General features: G+C 68.1%; 14 protein-coding genes and 1 pseudogene. 14 read left to right on the forward strand and 1 reads right to left on the reverse strand.

The window, feature by feature from the left end:
* The first annotated feature begins 113 nt into the window (after positions 1-113).
* The 14 genes and pseudogenes from HJD23_RS27990 to HJD23_RS28055 all read left to right on the forward strand — a co-directional run bounded on the left by HJD23_RS27990 (position 114) and on the right by HJD23_RS28055 (position 15,744).
* Positions 114-1,133 carry a rod shape-determining protein gene (locus tag HJD23_RS27990; protein WP_006133575.1) on the forward strand — a complete coding sequence of 340 codons (1,020 nt, stop codon included), beginning with the start codon at positions 114-116 and terminating at the stop codon, positions 1,131-1,133.
* A gap of 165 nt (positions 1,134-1,298) precedes the next feature.
* On the forward strand, positions 1,299-2,324 hold the full coding sequence (gene mreC / locus HJD23_RS27995) for a rod shape-determining protein MreC (RefSeq protein WP_171107396.1): 1,026 nt from the start codon (positions 1,299-1,301) through the stop codon (positions 2,322-2,324).
* A gap of 14 nt (positions 2,325-2,338) precedes the next feature.
* Complete coding sequence (gene mreD / locus HJD23_RS28000) at positions 2,339-3,016, forward strand: rod shape-determining protein MreD (protein ID WP_171107399.1); 678 nt, start codon at positions 2,339-2,341, stop codon at positions 3,014-3,016.
* A 116-nt stretch (positions 3,017-3,132) separates the two neighbouring features.
* Positions 3,133-5,421 (forward strand): penicillin-binding protein 2, encoded by a 2,289-nt coding sequence (gene mrdA / locus HJD23_RS28005; protein ID WP_171107402.1) that lies wholly within the window; start codon positions 3,133-3,135, stop codon positions 5,419-5,421.
* Positions 5,418-6,617 carry a rod shape-determining protein RodA gene (gene rodA / locus HJD23_RS28010; RefSeq protein ID WP_171107404.1) on the forward strand — a complete coding sequence of 400 codons (1,200 nt, stop codon included), beginning with the start codon at positions 5,418-5,420 and terminating at the stop codon, positions 6,615-6,617. Before mrdA ends, rodA begins: the two co-directional genes overlap by 4 nt.
* Positions 6,618-6,717: 100 nt before the next feature.
* On the forward strand, positions 6,718-8,223 hold the full coding sequence (locus tag HJD23_RS28015; protein WP_171107406.1) for a CYTH and CHAD domain-containing protein: 1,506 nt from the start codon (positions 6,718-6,720) through the stop codon (positions 8,221-8,223).
* A 69-nt stretch (positions 8,224-8,292) separates the two neighbouring features.
* A complete protein-coding gene (locus HJD23_RS28020; protein WP_171107407.1) occupies positions 8,293-10,233 on the forward strand; it encodes a TIGR03960 family B12-binding radical SAM protein in 1,941 nt (646 codons plus the stop codon).
* 486 nt (positions 10,234-10,719) lie between these two features.
* Positions 10,720-10,929, forward strand: coding sequence for a hypothetical protein (locus HJD23_RS28025; protein ID WP_093548122.1), 210 nt, complete (start codon positions 10,720-10,722; stop codon positions 10,927-10,929).
* Positions 10,913-11,425, forward strand: a complete 513-nt coding sequence (locus HJD23_RS28030) for a DUF6879 family protein (RefSeq protein WP_171107410.1) — start codon at positions 10,913-10,915, stop codon at positions 11,423-11,425. Before HJD23_RS28025 ends, HJD23_RS28030 begins: the two co-directional genes overlap by 17 nt.
* Positions 11,422-12,255: pseudogene (locus tag HJD23_RS28035) on the forward strand (helix-turn-helix transcriptional regulator). Before HJD23_RS28030 ends, HJD23_RS28035 begins: the two are co-directional and overlap by 4 nt.
* 412 nt (positions 12,256-12,667) lie before the next feature.
* Entirely contained in the window at positions 12,668-12,805 is a 138-nt protein-coding gene (locus HJD23_RS28040; protein ID WP_006143122.1) for a hypothetical protein, read from the forward strand.
* Positions 12,806-12,819: 14 nt separating this feature from the next.
* Positions 12,820-14,007, forward strand: a complete 1,188-nt coding sequence (locus HJD23_RS28045) for a cupin domain-containing protein (RefSeq protein ID WP_171107412.1) — start codon at positions 12,820-12,822, stop codon at positions 14,005-14,007.
* Positions 14,008-14,036: 29 nt separating this feature from the next.
* Positions 14,037-14,909, forward strand: a complete 873-nt coding sequence (locus HJD23_RS28050; RefSeq protein ID WP_277347781.1) for an aldo/keto reductase — start codon at positions 14,037-14,039, stop codon at positions 14,907-14,909.
* The gene (locus tag HJD23_RS28055; RefSeq protein ID WP_171107416.1) at positions 14,890-15,744 is read left to right on the forward strand and encodes a hypothetical protein; all 855 of its coding nucleotides are present in this window, start codon (positions 14,890-14,892) and stop codon (positions 15,742-15,744) included. The genes HJD23_RS28050 and HJD23_RS28055 overlap by 20 nt, the downstream gene beginning before the upstream one ends.
* Before the next feature lie 21 nt (positions 15,745-15,765).
* On the opposite strand, the gene HJD23_RS28060 is transcribed toward HJD23_RS28055, so the two are convergent.
* Positions 15,766-16,350 (reverse strand): recombinase family protein, encoded by a 585-nt coding sequence (locus HJD23_RS28060; RefSeq protein ID WP_171107418.1) that lies wholly within the window; start codon positions 16,348-16,350, stop codon positions 15,766-15,768.
* Positions 16,351-16,657: the final 307 nt, after the last annotated feature.

The raw sequence follows: 16,657 nt of genomic DNA on the forward strand, positions 1-16,657 counted from the left end.
CGGGAAGGCGCGTCTACGATGGAAGCCTTCACGTCACAGCACCCACCTTCGCCGACCTGAAAAGCCCTCAAAAGCTCCATGGGAAGGCCAGACGAATCCTGATGGGGAACTCAATGTCGTTCATCGGCCGTGACATGGCTGTCGACCTCGGGACCGCCAACACGCTGGTGTACGTCAGGGGTCGCGGGATCGTACTCAACGAGCCGTCCGTCGTCGCGATCAACACCAACACCGGTGGCATCCTCGCGGTCGGTGCCGAAGCCAAGAAGATGATCGGGCGCACGCCCGGCAACATCGTTGCCGTACGTCCGCTGAAGGACGGCGTGATCGCCGACTTCGAGATCACCGAGCGGATGCTCCGCTACTTCATCCTGAAGATCCACAAGCGGCGGTATCTGGCTCGTCCGCGGGTCGTCGTCTGTGTGCCCTCGGGCATCACGGGCGTCGAGCGCCGTGCCGTCATCGAGGCGTCGTCCCAGGCCGGCGCCCGTCAGGTGCACATCATCGAGGAGCCCATGGCGGCCGCCATCGGCTCCGGCCTGCCGGTCCACGAGGCCACGGGCAACATGGTGGTGGACATCGGCGGCGGCACCACGGAGGTCGCGGTCATCTCCCTCGGCGGCATCGTCACCGCCCAGTCCATCCGCGTCGCGGGCGACGAGCTGGACAACGCGATCATCCAGCACATCAAGAAGGAGTACTCGCTCCTGCTGGGTGAGCGCACGGCCGAGCAGATCAAGATCACGATCGGTTCGGCGTACGACCTCGACACCGACGAGCACACCGAAATCCGCGGCCGGGACCTGGTCTCCGGGCTGCCCAAGACCGTCGTCATCTCGGCCGCCGAAGTACGCAAGGCGATCGAGGAGCCCGTCAACGCGATCGTGGACGCGGTGAAGACGACGCTCGACAAGTGCCCGCCAGAGCTGTCCGGCGACATCATGGACCGCGGAATCGTTCTGACCGGCGGCGGTGCGCTGCTGCGCGGGCTGGACGAGCGGCTGCGCCGCGAGACCGGTATGCCGATCCACATCGCCGAGGACCCGCTGGACAGCGTGGCGCTCGGGTCCGGCAAGTGCGTCGAGGAGTTCGAGGCGCTCCAGCAGGTGCTGGACGCCCAGCCGCGCAGATGACGTAACGCTTCGATTCCGCCGTACGAGACCATCGCCTCTCGTACGGCGGATCGTTGATATCGAGGCATAAGCTGCCACAAACAGCCCGTGGGATTCCGTCGTCCGGTTTCCTTCGGGCCGACCCGATTTCCCGGATTCCTATGAGGAAGGGCACGGCCGCCGCACGTGAGGGACACACGAGAGAGCCGGCTGCTTCTTGTGCTGCTGGTCGCCATCGCGTTCGCGTTGATCACGGTGGACATCCGCGGCGGGGAGGACTCACCGGTCGACGGTGCCCGCGGGGCCGCGGCCGCGGTCTTCGGCCCGGTCGAGAACGGTGTGTCCTCGGCGGTCGACCCGGTGGGCAACGCGATCGCCGCGATCCGTGACTCCGGCGAGCGGCACGACCGGATGGCCGAGTTGGAGCGGCAGAACGCGGCGCTGAAGGCGAAGCTCGGCAGCGACGACCGCAACCGCAGCCGCCTGAACCAGCTCAACAAGATGCTGAAGATCGCCGGCGAGGGCCAGTACGGCATCAAGGGCGCCGAGGTCATCGCCATAGGAGCGGCCCAGGGCTTCTCCTGGACCATCACCATCGACATCGGCGCCAACGACGGCGTCCAGCGCGACATGACCGTCCTCAACGGCGACGGCCTGGTCGGCCGCGTCACCACCGTCGGCCCGAACACCGCGACCGTGCTGCTCGCCACCGACCCCGACTTCACCGTCGGCACCCGGATGGAAGGCAGCGACGAACTCGGCTTCGCCTCCGGCCAGGGCGACCGCCCGCTGCGCGTCGAACTCCTCAACGGCAAGGCCCAGATCAAGAAGGGCGACCGTCTGGTCACCTTCGGCTCGCAGGCCGACAAGCCGTTCGTGCCCGGCGTCCCGGTCGGCGTGGTCTCCCGCGTCGACCCCTCCGGCGGCGACCTGACCCGGACGCTGTACGTCACACCGTTCGTCGGCTTCAGCAAGCTCGACATCGTCGGTGTGGTCGTCCAGACGCCTGAGAAGGACCCGCGCGACACGGTGCTGCCGGCCAAGCCCAAGCCGACTCCGACGCCCACCGTGACGGTGACCGTGACGCCGGGCGCGGAGAACGCGGAAAGCGCGGGGAACGCGGAAAGCACGGAGAACGCGGAAAGCGCGGAGAACGCGGAGAACTCCGGGGCGCCCACTGACGGCGAGTCCCGGCAAGAGGAAGACCAGTAAGGGGAGCTGTACCCATGCGCTTCAACCGGATCCTGCTCTCCTCCACCCTGGTCGTGGTTGCCCTGGTGCTCCAGGTGAGCGTCCTGGCCCGGCTGCATCTCCCGGGCGCCGTCCCCGACCTGCTGCTGCTCACCGTGCTGGCCTTCGCACTGGTCTACGGCCATGTCGGCGGCGCCCTGATCGGCTTCGGCGCCGGACTCCTCGCCGACCTCGCCCCGCCCGCCGACCACGCCGCCGGCCGCTACGCGCTGGTGCTGTGCGTCATCGGTTATCTCGCGGGCCTGTTCAAGCCGGAGAACGGCCAGGTGAAGTCGGCCACCGGACCGATGGCCGTGGTGGTCGCCGCCGCGATCGGCAGCACCCTGCTGTACGCCGGGGTCGGCGCCCTCGTCGGTGACACCGCCGCCCGTCATGTCGGCCTGTCCGGCCTGCTGTTCACGGCCGCCCTGTACGACCTGCTGCTCGCCCCGTTCGTCGTCCCCGGCCTGATGGCGCTCGCCCGGCGCGCGGACAACAACCCGCTGGAGGCGAACTCCTCGGCCAAGGCGACGGACATCTCCTCCGGCTGGCTCTCCTCCGGCACCGGACTGCGCATCGGCGGCCAGCGGGGCGGGCTCGGCGGGCTGAAGGTGAAGGCGGCCAGGGCACGAGGGGCCCGGGCCGGGCGCATCAAGGGGGTCAAGCGGCTGTGAACGCAGGGCAGTTCACCCGAACGGGGGAGCTCGGGCGGAACCCGGCCTCGGCGGTCGGCCGTTCATCACTCGTACCCGCACATTCGTACGCGCTCTGAGAGGGGGAGGCAGCCGCAGTGACCAATATTCCCGAGACCGGACGGACCCCACGGGTCCAGACCAGGCTCGTCGTCATCCAGGTCCTCGTCCTCTCCCTCCTGGCCACCCTCGGCGGCCGCCTGTGGTACCTCCAGATCCGCGAGGGCGACGCCTACGCCAGTGAAGCTTCCGGCAACCACGTCCAGCAGGTCGTCCAGCCCGCCGTGCGCGGCTCGATCCTGGACGCGCGCGGAGTGGCCCTCGCCGACAACGAGACACGCCTGGTGGTGTCCGCCTCCCGGACCGACCTGCTGAAGATGAAGGACGACGGCAAGGGCGTCCTCACCAAGCTCGCGGGTGTGCTGGGCATGACGCCCAAGGAGGTCATGGAGAAGGTGCGGCTGTGCGACGCCGAGACGCCGCAGCCGTGCTGGAACGGCTCGCCGTACCAGCCGATCCCCATCACCGACGAGGCCACCCCGCGCCAGGCCCTGCAGATCCGCGAGCGCGCCGAGGACTTCCCCGGCATCACCGCCGAGCCGCAGGCCGTCCGCCGCTATCCGAGCCCCGGCGCGGCCAACACCGCCCAGGTGCTGGGCTATCTCTCCCCGGTCACCGACCAGGAGATCCAGCAGGCCCAGGACACCAACTCGCCCTATCTGCGCTCCGACATGGTCGGCCGCAGCGGCCTGGAGCGCGAGTACGACAAGGAGCTGCGCGGCAAGGCCGGCGTCACCCGCTACGAGGTGGACAACCTCGGCCGGGTCATGGGCCAGGCCGAATCGGACGCCGCCGAACCCGGCTCCAACCTCGTCACCAGCATCGACGCGCGCGTGCAGCGGGTCGCCGAGTTCGAGCTGAACGAGGCGATGAAGGAAGCCCGCAAGCAGTGGGACCGCAACACCAACGAGCGGTACAAGGCCGACTCCGGCGCGGTGGTGGTGATGGAGGCCAAGACGGGCCGGATCGTCGCCATGGCGTCCAACCCGACCTACGACCCGAACGCCTGGGTCGGCGGCATCTCCGCCAAGGACTACGCCCGGCTCACCGGTAAGACGTCCAACTACCCGCTGCTCAACCGCGCCATACAGGGTCAGGCGGCCCCCGGCTCGATCTTCAAGGTGGTCTCCACCGCCGCCGCGGTCCAGGCGGGCTACGACTTCGACGGCCGGTACAACTGCTCCAGCGCGTACTCGGTAGGCGGTCAGGTCTTCAAGAACTTCGAGTCCCAGAACCACGGCCCGATCAGCCTCGGCCGCGCCCTGGAGGTCTCCTGCGACACCGTCTACTACGCGCTCGCGCACAACGAGTGGAAGAAGGACGGCGGCATCAATCCCAAGGGCAAGCCGAAGGACCACTTCTTCAAGACCGCCCACCAGTTCGGCCTCGGCAAGGAGACCGGCATCGACCTGCCCAACGAGGTCGCCGGCCGTATCCCCGACCGCCAGTGGAAGCAGGAGTACTGGGAGGCCAACAAGGACGCCTGGTGCAAGACCGGCAAGAAGGACGGGGACTACGTCCAGAGGATCGCCTACGAGAACTGCCTCGAAGGCAACAAGATGCGTGCCGGTGACGAGATCAACTACTCCATCGGCCAGGGCGACACGCTGGTGACGCCGATTCAGATGGCGACGATCTACGCGGCCATCGCCAACGGCGGCACGCTCTACGACCCGACGGTCGGCAAGGCGATCATCAGCCCCGACGGCAAGCAGGTCACGGAGATCAAGCCCGAGGCGCACGGCAGGCTGCCGGTCACGCGGAAGACGCTGGCCCAGATGGACGAGGCGCTGGAGGGCGTCGCCACCCGGGGCACGGCGGCGTGGCGGTTCACCGGCTGGCCGCAGGACAAGATCCCGATGCACGCCAAGACCGGTACGGCGGAGGTCTACGGCAAGCAGACGACCTCGTGGTTCGCGACCTACACCGACGACTACGCGATCGTGATGACGATCTCGCAGGGTGGTACGGGTTCGGGCGCCTCGGGTCCGGCCGTGCGCAACATCTACGACGCGCTGTACGGCGTCTCCGACGACGGCACCATCAACAAGAAGAACGCCCTGCTGCCCACCCCGCAGAAGAGCCTGCCGAAGATCCAGGCCGACGGCTCGATCACCGCGCCGAAGATCTCCAAGGACCCGGCGAAGGACCAGCAGGCCAGCCAGAAGGGCCCGGAGGACGAGGGCGCGCAGGTGCAGACTGCGGCGACCGCGCAGACGCCGACCGGGAGCAATCGGGACACGCGCCGGCGGCAGCGACGCCGGGGCCGCCGGGGTTGCCGGGGAACGCTCGGCCGAGGGACTCTCAGCCGAAGGATGCTCACATGACGGGCGCGAACAGCTTCCAGGTCTCCGGATACGGTCCCGAACGCGCGGGCTGGACCCGGCTGTTCGCCCGTGACTCGATGGCCCGGCGGCTCGACTGGCCGATACTGCTGTCGGCCCTGGTGCTGTCCCTGATGGGCGCGGTGCTGGTGTACTCGGCGACCCGCAACCGCACTGAGATCAACCAGGGCGACCCGTACTACTTCCTGGTGCGGCACCTGCTGAACACCGGCATCGGCTTCGCGCTGATGATCGGTACCGTCTGGCTCGGCCACCGCACCCTGCGCGGCGCGGTGCCGATCCTGTACGGGGCGTCGGTCTTCCTGGTGCTGCTGGTGCTGACGCCGCTCGGCACCACGGTCAACGGCGCCCACTCGTGGATCGCGGTGGGCGGCGGGTTCTCGCTGCAGCCGTCGGAGTTCGTGAAGGTCACGATCATCCTCGGCATGGCGATGCTGCTGGCGGCGCGGGTGGACGCGGGCGACAAGCAGTACCCCGACCATCGCACGGTCGTGCAGGCACTCGGCCTCGCCACGGTTCCGATGCTGATCGTGATGCTCATGCCCGACCTCGGGTCGGTCATGGTAATGGTGGTGATCGTGCTGGGCGTGCTGCTCGCGTCCGGCGCGTCGAACCGCTGGGTGTTCGGGCTGCTGAGCGCGGGCGCCATAGGAGCCGTCGCCGTCTGGCAGCTGCACATCCTCGACGACTACCAGATCAACCGCTTCGCCGCGTTCGCCAACCCGGACCTCGACCCGGCGGGCGTCGGCTACAACACCAACCAGGCCCGCATCGCCATCGGTTCGGGCGGGCTGACCGGGTCGGGCTTGTTCCAGGGCTCGCAGACCACCGGCCAGTTCGTGCCGGAGCAGCAGACGGACTTCGTGTTCACCGTGGCGGGCGAGGAACTCGGCTTCGTCGGCGGCGGGCTGATCATCCTGCTGCTGGGCGTGGTGCTGTGGCGGGCCTGCCGGATCGCGCTGGAGACGACCGAGCTGTACGGCACGATCGTCGCGGCCGGGATCGTGGCCTGGTTCGCCTTCCAGTCCTTCGAGAACATCGGGATGACCCTGGGGATCATGCCGGTCACCGGTCTGCCGCTGCCGTTCGTCTCCTACGGAGGGTCGTCGATGTTCGCGGTCTGGGTGGCGGTCGGGCTGTTGCAGTCGATCCGGGTGCAGAGACCCATGTCGGCGTGAGGTTTCCGGCGGCGCGAGGTCTCTGGTAATGCGAGGTTTCTCCCGCATTAACCTCTTGGTCACCCTGCCGCCGTATCCCGACTCCCACTAGATTCGGTTCATGGCGGATACGAAGCGTGAGATCGAGCGCAAGTACGAGTCCGACGACAGTGGGCTGCCCGACCTGACCGGCGTCGCCGGAGTGGCGGCCGTCCTCGACCAGGGCGTCGCCGAACTGGACGCCACCTACTACGACACCGCCGACGAGCGCCTGGCAGCCTCCTCGATCACCCTGCGCCGCCGCACCGGCGGCACGGACGCCGGATGGCACCTGAAGTTCCCGGTGGCGACCGGAGTGCGGGACGAGATCCACGCCCCGCTGACCGACAAGCTGCCGTCCGCGCTGGGCGCGCTGGTCCGCTCCCGGGTGCGCGACGAGGAGCTGGCGCCCGTGGTGCGGCTGCGGTCGACGCGCGACATACGCCATCTGGTGGACGTCGACGGGAACCTGCTCGCCGAGGTCAGCGTGGACGCCGTGCGGGCCGAGCGGCTCAGCGGCGGCGGGAGGAAGGCCGAGTGGACCGAGATCGAGGTGGAACTCGCCGACGGCGGCGATCCGGCATTCCTCGACAAGGTCGACAAGCGGTTGCGCAAGGCCGGAGTGCGGCCCGCCGAGTCCCCCTCGAAGCTGGCCCGGGCGCTGGCCGAGACCGGCGGGAAGAGGCAGCAGCCCCGGAAGAAGGACCGGGCCGAGCCGGTCACCGCCGGTGACCACGTGCTGGCGTATGTGCGGGCCCAGCGGGACGCGATCGTCGAGCTCGATCCGGCCGTGCGCCGGGACGTGGAGGACTCGGTGCACCGCATGCGGGTCGCCACCCGCCGGATGCGCAGCACCTTCAAGACGTACCGCAAGATCCTCGACCGGACCGTCACCGACCCGATCGGTGACGAGCTGAAGTGGCTGGCGGGCGAGCTGGGCGCGGGCCGCGACCAGGAGGTGCTGGCCGAGCGGATCGGCGCCGTCGTCGAGGAACTGCCGCCCGGCCTGGTCACCGAGCCCGTCCGAGGCCGGCTGCGTACCTGGTCGAAGGCGCGGGGCGGCGACTCACGACGGCAGATCATCGACGTACTGAACGGTGAGCGCTATCTCGCGCTGCTGACCTCGCTCGACGCCCTGCTCGCCGACCCGCCGCTGCGCCGGGCGGCCGCCGGGAAGCCGGCGACGCTGCTCTCCAAGGCCGTCGACGAGGCCTACGACATGCTGGCCGGGCTGGTCGAGCAGGCCCTCGGCACCCCGCCCGGGCGCGACCGTGACGTGGCGATCCACGAGGCGCGCAAGAAGGCCAAGCGGGCACGGTACGCGGCCGAGGCCGCGGCCCCCGCGCTCGGCAAGCCCGCGTCGCAGCTGGTGGCGTCGATGAAGGACCTCCAGGGCCTGCTCGGCGAGCACCAGGACAGCGTGATGAGCCGGGAGGCGCTGCGGGAACTGGCCGAGCAGGCGCACGCCGCCGGGGAGAACGCGTTCACCTACGGCCTGCTGTACGGGAGGGAGGAGCAGCGGGCGGCCGCGGTGGAGGGGGAGCTGCCGGGAGTGTGGCAGGTGATGAAGATCCCGGCCGGGAGCTGAGCGTACGGACAGGGGTCCCGGCCGCGTTACGCTTGATGGTCACCCCTGTCAGCTCACGAAAGTCCCGCGATGTCTGTCGAGTCTGCTGAGTCGGTGTTTCCGCATCTCGAAGCCCTGCTCCCGCATGTGCAGAAGCCGATCCAGTACGTCGGTGGAGAGCTCAACTCCACCGTCAAGGACTGGGACGCCTGTGATGTCCGCTGGGCGCTCATGTACCCGGACGCGTACGAGGTGGGGCTGCCCAACCAGGGCGTCATGATCCTCTACGAGGTCCTCAACGAGCGTGCGGGCGTTCTCGCCGAGCGGACGTACAGCGTGTGGCCGGACCTGGAGGCGCTGATGCGTGAGCACGGCGTCCCGCAGTTCACCGTGGACAGCCACCGCCCGGTGAAGGCGTTCGACGTGCTCGGCGTCAGCTTCTCCACGGAGCTGGGCTACACGAACCTGCTGACGGCGCTGGACCTGTCCGGCATCCCGCTTCAGGCCAAGGACCGCACCGTCGACGACCCGATCGTCCTGGCCGGCGGCCACGCTGCCTTCAACCCCGAGCCGATCGCCGACTTCATCGATTGCGCGGTGATCGGCGACGGCGAGCAGGCCGTCCTGGAGATCACCGACATCATCCGCGCCTGGAAGGCGGAGGGCCGCCCGGGCGGCCGCGAGGAGCTGCTGTTCCGGCTGGCCAGGACCGGCGGGGTGTACGTCCCCGGCTTCTACGACGTGGAGTACTTGCCGGACGGCCGGATCGGCCGCGTCGTACCGAACAAGTCGGGTGTCCCGTGGCGCGTGTCGAAGCACACGGTCATGGACCTGGACGAGTGGCCTTACCCCAAGCAGCCGCTGGTCCCCCTGGCCGAGACGGTCCACGAGCGCATGTCGGTCGAGATCTTCCGCGGCTGCACGCGCGGCTGCCGCTTCTGCCAGGCCGGCATGATCACCCGCCCGGTCCGTGAACGCTCCATCACCGGCATCGGCGACATGGTCGACAAGGGCCTGAAGGCGACGGGCTTCGAGGAGGTCGGCCTGCTGTCCCTGTCGAGCGCCGACCACAGCGAGATCGGCGACATCGCCAAGGGCCTGGCGGACCGCTACGAGGACGACAAGATCGGCCTCTCGCTCCCCTCCACCCGCGTGGACGCCTTCAACATCGACCTGGCCAACGAGCTGACGCGCAACGGCCGTCGCTCGGGCCTGACCTTCGCCCCCGAGGGCGGCTCGGAGCGCATCCGCAAGGTCATCAACAAGATGGTCTCGGAAGAGGACCTGATCCGGACCGTCGCGACGGCGTACGGCAACGGCTGGCGGCAGGTGAAGCTGTACTTCATGTGCGGTCTGCCGACCGAGACCGACGACGACGTGCTCCAGATCGCCGACATGGCGACGCGTGTCATCCAGAAGGGCCGCGAGGTCTCCGGCTCCAACGACATCCGCTGCACGGTCTCGATCGGCGGCTTCGTCCCGAAGCCCCACACCCCGTTCCAGTGGGCCCCGCAGCTGTCCGCCGAGGAGACGGACGCGCGTCTCGCCAAGCTCCGGGACAAGATCCGCGGCGACAAGAAGTACGGCCGCTCCATCGGCTTCCGCTACCACGACGGCAAGCCCGGCATCGTCGAGGGCCTGCTCTCCCGCGGTGACCGCCGGATCGGCGCGGTCATCCGCGCGGTGTACGAGGACGGCGGCCGCTTCGACGGCTGGCGCGAGCACTTCTCCTACGACCGCTGGATGAGCTGCGCGGAGAAGGAGCTGGCCCAGTTCGGCGTCGACGTCGACTGGTACACCACCCGCGAGCGGACCTACGAGGAGGTCCTGCCCTGGGACCACCTCGACTCCGGCCTCGACAAGGACTGGCTCTGGGAGGACTGGCAGGACGCCCTCGACGAGACGGAGGTCGAGGACTGCCGGTGGACGCCGTGCTTCGATTGTGGGGTGTGTCCCCAATTTGATACATGGCCACAACTGAGCGACAGCGGTAAGAAGCTGCTTCCGCTCACGGTCAAGAAGGGGTCGTGACCAGCGGCGATGCCGTCCATCGGATGGCTGAGACGCTCGCCGGAATGACCGAGGCGGAGCGCGCCGAGATCCTCCGGGGGCTCGGTACGAGGGAACGGGAGCAGGCTTCCAGCCCCTCACGACGTACACCGCTCCCTGCCCCTCGGCGAGACCCGAGCATCGTCTCTGCGGTCGAGTGGGTGTAGGTCAGGAGAGGCGCTCGGGCAGTCCAGTCCGGGCGCCTCTCGGCTTTCCTGGTGGACGCGTCGAGTAGGGGCTCAGCGCCCGCATGGCGGTCCGTACGCCCGCGCTGCGGCCCCTGCCACCCTCGGGCCACACTCGCCCGCCACGCGCCCGTACAGAGCGGCGACGGGTAGGCGTCCGTCGCGGGGCACGGGTTCATGCAACAACGCGCATACCCGCGTTCATGCATGGACGCGGTGCCTCACCCCCTCTACCGTCGTTGGGCAGGTGGCTCAACAAGGGTCAGGACCAAGGGGGTTTGGCATGTCTGAGCGTGCGGCGCTTACCCGGCTGACGGGCAATGGCAACGGTGAATGCGGAGAGAAGGACTGCCCGAACGTGTACCGCACGGAGTCGGGATCGTTCGTCGTCCAGGGTGACGTGTCGGAAGCCTTCACCCCGCCCGCCGGGGAGGGGCTCGTGGAAATCCCGGAGTCGGTTCTCAGGGAGGCGTTCCGTGCTCTTGGATGGTGACGCGTGGAATGACTGCTTCGATTCCATGGAGCGGGAGGCGTGGCGACTGGAGACGCTGCCCGTCTACACCATGCCGCAGGAAGCAGAGAAGCTGAAACGCTTTCTCGCGGGGGAGAAGTCGCCGGACGATTACACCTCGGCGTGGATGGATGAGGTTCGGCAATGGACCTCTGAAGGAAAGAGCGTTGGTCGGGTGCATGTCGTGACCCGTCCGCTTTCGGACTACCTTCGGTTCGAGTTTGAGTACTACTACCGGCATCACGTGAAGGTGGGCGAGGAGATCCGCATCCTCGATCTCACCGACCGGGAGAACCCGGGACTTCCGGATCAGGATTTCTGGATGTTCGACGAATCCAAAGTCGTCCTGATGAACTACCGGACGGACGGAACGCAGATCAGTCGTGAACTGTACGAGGGTGATCCGGAGCCGTACCGGCAGTGGAAGCGGATTGCCGTAACCGAGTCGGTTCCATTCCTGGAGTACGTGAGCGGGTGACGTTCGACCCTGAACAGTTGGGGCAGCCCAAGCAGGAGCTGGCAGCCCTACTGAAAGAACTGCGCAAGCGAGCCGGCCTCACTGGGGACCGGCTCGCTCGGCGTTGCAACATGTCCCAATCAAAGATCAGCCGGATCGAGAACGGCAAAGCCCAACCGAGCCTGCTCGACCTGGAGAGAATCCTCCGGGCCGTTGTCGCTCCGCCCGAGGTCATCGAGGAGGTCATCGCTCTCGCGAGGTTGGCCAATACCGAATGGCAAGACCTGCGCTCGCTTCGCCGGAAGGGCTTGGAGAAGAAACAGACTGAGCTTGCCGCCCTGGAGTCCTCATCTACGGAGTTCCGCTTCTTTCTGTTGTCGATGATTACCGGACTCCTGTCCACGCCTGAGTACATCCGAGCCAGCCTTGCCCACTCTCCCGCCGATGTCACCAAGACGATCGCGAGGAAGTTGGAGCGGCAGGAGGTTCTTTACGATACGACGAAGCGGTTTACTTTCATTCTCACTGAGTAGGCTGTGCGGTGGCCACTTCTGCCACCGGCTGCGATGGCTTTGCAGATTGACCGGCTGGCTTCGCTGACCCATCTGGAGAATGTGAAGCTCGGCGTAATCCCGATTGCGGGATACAAGCCGATGGCTCCGATGGATACGTTTACCGTCTACGGCAACACCCTGGCCACTGTGGAGAACACGACGGGTGTCGTAATCCTGAGAGATTCAAGAGACATCGAAATGCATCTGGAACTGTTCTCCACGCTGGAGAGCTACGCGCTTTTCGGTGAGGAGGCCAGGGCCCTTTTGGCGTCATGGTCCGCTGCCTGCCGTTCATGATCTTTAGTCCATGACGGGAAAGAACTACACAGCGGCCGTTTTCCAGGTCAATGATTTCCCCCATGGCAGCGACCGAGCGAAACGAAAAGTGGGTCCGCTACGGCGTGGGGTGGCGGCTGGGGTACCGGCGGAGGTTCGGCCCTGACGCCGGTGTGCGCTCATGACGACCGGGCGCATGACTCTCCGGGTGTCATACGACGGCGGCCGGACGTACGGCCCGGTGCGCAGGGTGCAGGTGAACCCGCGCAACGCAGTGATCTTGGGTTCCCCGACCAAATACCCGCCGTGCGGGTGCCCTGAGTGCACGGGGCGCCCGTCGTCGCCGAGGTCGGCGTCCGCCGCGCTCGTCGCTGTCCCTTGGCTTCCTGCCGGAATCCCGGTGGGAGTCCCCGAGAAGAGAGAGGTAAGTCCGATGGTGGAAGAGAACACCACGTCGGCCGCCCCCGAGGGGGGTGGACTGCTCGTCGCGAAGCGGAAGATCGTGGCCGCGCGCACCCGCGCCGAGCAGGAGTCTGACGTCAGCAGTGGCCGTTCCGACGGCAACGACTGACGGGAGCGCCCACGGTGCTTGATGCAGCCTCGTGGGCGGGGCGTCTGGGCGGGGACACGTTCCTCGCCCAGACGTACCACCGCTCCTACGCGCACTTCCCCGGAGCCGCCGACACGGCGGGCCTGTTCTCCTGGGACGACCTGAACCGAATCATCGCCACACAACGGCTTGAGCCGCCCCGGCTGCGCCTGTCGGTCGACGGCGAGATGGTCCCGCTCCACCGCTACGCGATCCCGACCACGAACCGCCGAGCGGTCACCTGGTCCCGCATCCAACCGTCCGACTTCCACTCCCAGCTCAGAGACGGGGCGTCGCTGGTCCTCGACGCTGTGGAGAAGATCCACCCGCCCGTAGGCGTGGCTGCCGAGGGACTTGAGCGCTTCCTCGGGACTTCCGTGCAGGCCAACGTGTACGCCTCGTGGACCGAGCGGGAGGGCTTCGGCCGGCACTGGGACGACCACGATGTGGTCGTGGTCCAACTGCACGGCTCGAAGCGGTGGCGCCTGTGGGGGATGACCCGTGAAGCGCCCACCTTCCGAGACGTGGAGTCGCCGGAGGAGCCGGAGGGTGACCCGGTAGCGGACCTCGTTCTGTCCCCGGGTGACGTGCTCTACCTGCCGCGCGGCTGGTGGCACTCGGTCACCGCTGACCAGGGGACAGAATCCCTTCACCTCACGTTCGGGATGGTCCCGCACACGGGCGCTGACCTGATGCTCTGGGTCGTCGACCAGCTTCGGGCGTCCCTCGCGCTCCGCAGGGACATCCCGCGCTTCGGCTCGCTGGCGGAACAGGCGGACTTCGTCGACGCTGTACGCCGTGAGGTGGCCGACATGATGGCGGACCCCCGCCTCGTGGAGCGGTGGGCGGAGTCGATCGACACAACGGACCTGGGCCACGCGATTCCGTCCCTGCCCTACGTGGACGGCCTCCCCGCGCGGGGGGAGATCACGGTCAAGCTCACCACTCCGAGGGGCCGCCTGACGGCGAACCGCGAACAGGGCACGGTCACCTTCTCGGCGGCTGGTACCGCTTGGGACTTCGCCGAGTCGGCCGCGCCCGCGCTGGGCACGCTGCTGACCAACCAGCCGACCACGCTCGGCGAACTCGCCGACTCCGCCGGACTGGAGGTCAAGGAGGTGGCCGAACTGGTCTCCGTCCTCATCGACGGCCACGCCGTCGCAGTCGTGGGGACGGCGCTGTGACCGCCGCGCTCTGCCTGGGGACATACCGCGTGCGTGCCGTCAGTCAGGCGGCACGCACCGCCCTGGCCGCCGGTAGCCCCTGGGTGGACACGGCACCCAACTACGCCCGTGGTCGGGCGCATGAGGAACTGCGCCCGGTTCTTCAGGAGTACCCAACTGTGCGGGTAGCCACGAAGACGGGGTTCTTCACGGGGGAGCAAGGCCGCACCGCCCTGACTGAGGGCGTGCTCACCCGGGCAGAGGCGGCCGGTAGGCACAGCCTTGGACGCGGCTTCGTTCGCTGGCAGACGGAGCGATCCTTGGCCGCGCTCGGGCGCGTGGACCTTGTGTTCGTGCACAACCCCGAGCACCACGGGCAGGGCCTTGACCGTGCCGTTCTGCACGGGCGTGTACGGGAAGCCTTCACGGCGCTGGAAGAGTTCGCCCATGCGGGCAGGATCGGCGGGTACGGCGTCGCCACCTGGTCGGGCCTGACCTCCGGAGCGCTCAGCGTGCCCGAGTTGCTCACGCTCGCCCGGCAGGCGGCCGGTTCCGCCGAGCACCACTTCACGGCCTTGCAGGTGCCCGTCAGCCTGATCATGGATGCCCCGATTACACAGGCCCTGAACGGCGGCGGACCACTGGTGCAGGCGAAGGACGCGGGGCTGATCACCTTCGGCTCCGCTCCCCTGCACGGGGGCGAACTCCTCGACGCCATGACATCTGAACTGGTGAACCTCATCCGCCCCGGCCTGTCGGCCGCAGCCGCTGCCCTGCTGGCCGCTGGCTCGTGCCCCGGCCTCGATGTCGTCCTCACCTCCGCGAGCACCCGCGAGCACTGGGACGATGTGGCCAAGGCTCTGGCTGCGCCGCTGACGGCCCAGGAACTCAGGAGGGTGACGGATGAACTCGCCGGTGAATGAGGAGGTGCAGGCCCTGATGGAGGCCGCCCACGACCGGGCGGCCAAGGCACTGGGCCTCACCTGCACGGGGCCGCTGGCGTGGGGCTTCCTCGGTGTCACTCTCGGACGCCGAGCGGGGGACCGGTGGCTACGGGTCAGCCGGACGGCGAAGAGGAACGCGGGCAGGAAGGCGGGGGAAGGCATCGTCGGCGCCTCGGAGCTGGTGCCTGACGGCGTGCCCCGCCCCCACCTGTACGCGGTGCATGACTGGACTGACGGCGAGTGGGCCTTCGAGTCGGAAGTACTGGACTACCTCACGCAACCCATCGTGTCCCCCGACCGGGCCGACATCGACCACGACCCGGGGTTGCCTGACGAGTGGTGGGCGGACCTTCGCCAAGCCCTTGCCCTCCTCGCTGAAGCGGAGGGAGCGAAGGCAACCGTGCGGGACGGGTGGATCGAACGAGCCTTCCCCCAGTTCCTCGGCATCCCTGCCCCCGCCAAGGTGGAGCGGGTGACCGGTCACGGTGACCTGCACTGGGGCAACCTCACGGCCATGCCTCTAACCCTGCTGGATTGGGAGCGGTGGGGCTTGGTGCCCTTCGGCTACGACGCGGGGCTTCTCCACGCGAACAGCCTGCTGGTTCCCGACGTTGCCGCCCGCATCCGCAAGGAGTTCGCGCCCGTCCTCGACACCCCCGCCGGCCGAATCGGGGAACTGGCAGCCCTGGCCGAGATGCTGCAAGCCGTAGCCCGTGGCTGGTACCCGGACCTTGCGCCCCACCTGGTTGCCCGAGCGGAGGCGCTCGAGGGAGTGCGCCCACCCGTTCCCGTGCACTCCGAGGTGGGCGCCTGAATACGCCCCTGTGCGTCTGTCTCAGGCGCTCTCGTCAAGGTGGCGGTACAGGGTGGCACGGGAGATCCCGAGAGCCTTGGCGATGGCGCTCACGCTCTCGCCCTTCGCCTTCCTTGCACGGGCCACCGTGAGTACGTCCTCATCGACCACGGACGGCCGTCCACCGGTACGCCCCTGTGCCTTGGCTGCGTCCAGTCCTGCGCGGGTGCGCTCCTTGATGAGGCTGCGCTCAAACTCCGCCATGGCCCCGACCACCTGAAGCATGAGACGGCCGTCCGCCGTGCCGGGGTCGATGTTGGCCAGTGCACCCGTGAGCACCTTGAACCCGATGCCCCGCTCTCGAAGGGTGTCGACCATGGTCACAAGGTCGATGAGGGAACGGGCGAAGCGGTCGAGCTTCCAGACACACAGGGTGTCGCCGGGTCTGGCGTAGTCCAGTGCGGCCGTGAGCTCCGGTCTGTTCGTGTTCTTGCCCGATGCCTTGTCCTCGAAGATCCGGGCGCAGCCTGCGGCCGTCAGTGCGTCGCGCTGGAGCTGCGCTTCCTGGTCATCGGTGGAGACACGGGCGTAACCGATGAGCTGACCAGTGATCGTGTTCGTCGTCACGGCCGGGACCGTCTCAGAACTCGTCTCAATACGTCAAGCCTGAGACGGAAGTTTCGAGACGGGTTTTGAACAGTGTTGCGCCCCCTTCCGGGGTGCATCCGGTCTCGTCTCACAAACCTTGGTTTTCGAGACGCCCGTTACTGGTCACACAGCGCCACGGTCGGGGCCTGCGGCTGGCGACGGGTGAGGGAAGGCGACGGCGGAAGGGGTGGGGTATGACCCCTTGAAGGGTCCTTGCCTGACCGCCGGGTCTTCCCGGCAAAGATTGCGCCACCATTTCAAGGTCGATCAGGCGCGGCGGGTGGAG

Source organism: Streptomyces sp. Z423-1 (genome assembly GCF_013009255.1).
Lineage (GTDB): Bacteria > Actinomycetota > Actinomycetes > Streptomycetales > Streptomycetaceae > Streptomyces > Streptomyces gossypiisoli.

Coding starts and splice junctions, on each gene's coding strand:
- HJD23_RS27990 (WP_006133575.1), top strand. CDS start 114: ATGTCGTTCATCGGCCGTGACATGGCTGTCGACCTCGGGACCGCCAAC.
- mreD (WP_171107399.1), top strand. CDS start 2,339: ATGCGCTTCAACCGGATCCTGCTCTCCTCCACCCTGGTCGTGGTTGCC.
- rodA (WP_171107404.1), top strand. CDS start 5,418: ATGACGGGCGCGAACAGCTTCCAGGTCTCCGGATACGGTCCCGAACGC.
- HJD23_RS28015 (WP_171107406.1), top strand. CDS start 6,718: ATGGCGGATACGAAGCGTGAGATCGAGCGCAAGTACGAGTCCGACGAC.
- HJD23_RS28020 (WP_171107407.1), top strand. CDS start 8,293: ATGTCTGTCGAGTCTGCTGAGTCGGTGTTTCCGCATCTCGAAGCCCTG.
- HJD23_RS28025 (WP_093548122.1), top strand. CDS start 10,720: ATGTCTGAGCGTGCGGCGCTTACCCGGCTGACGGGCAATGGCAACGGT.
- HJD23_RS28040 (WP_006143122.1), top strand. CDS start 12,668: ATGGTGGAAGAGAACACCACGTCGGCCGCCCCCGAGGGGGGTGGACTG.
- HJD23_RS28055 (WP_171107416.1), top strand. CDS start 14,890: ATGAACTCGCCGGTGAATGAGGAGGTGCAGGCCCTGATGGAGGCCGCC.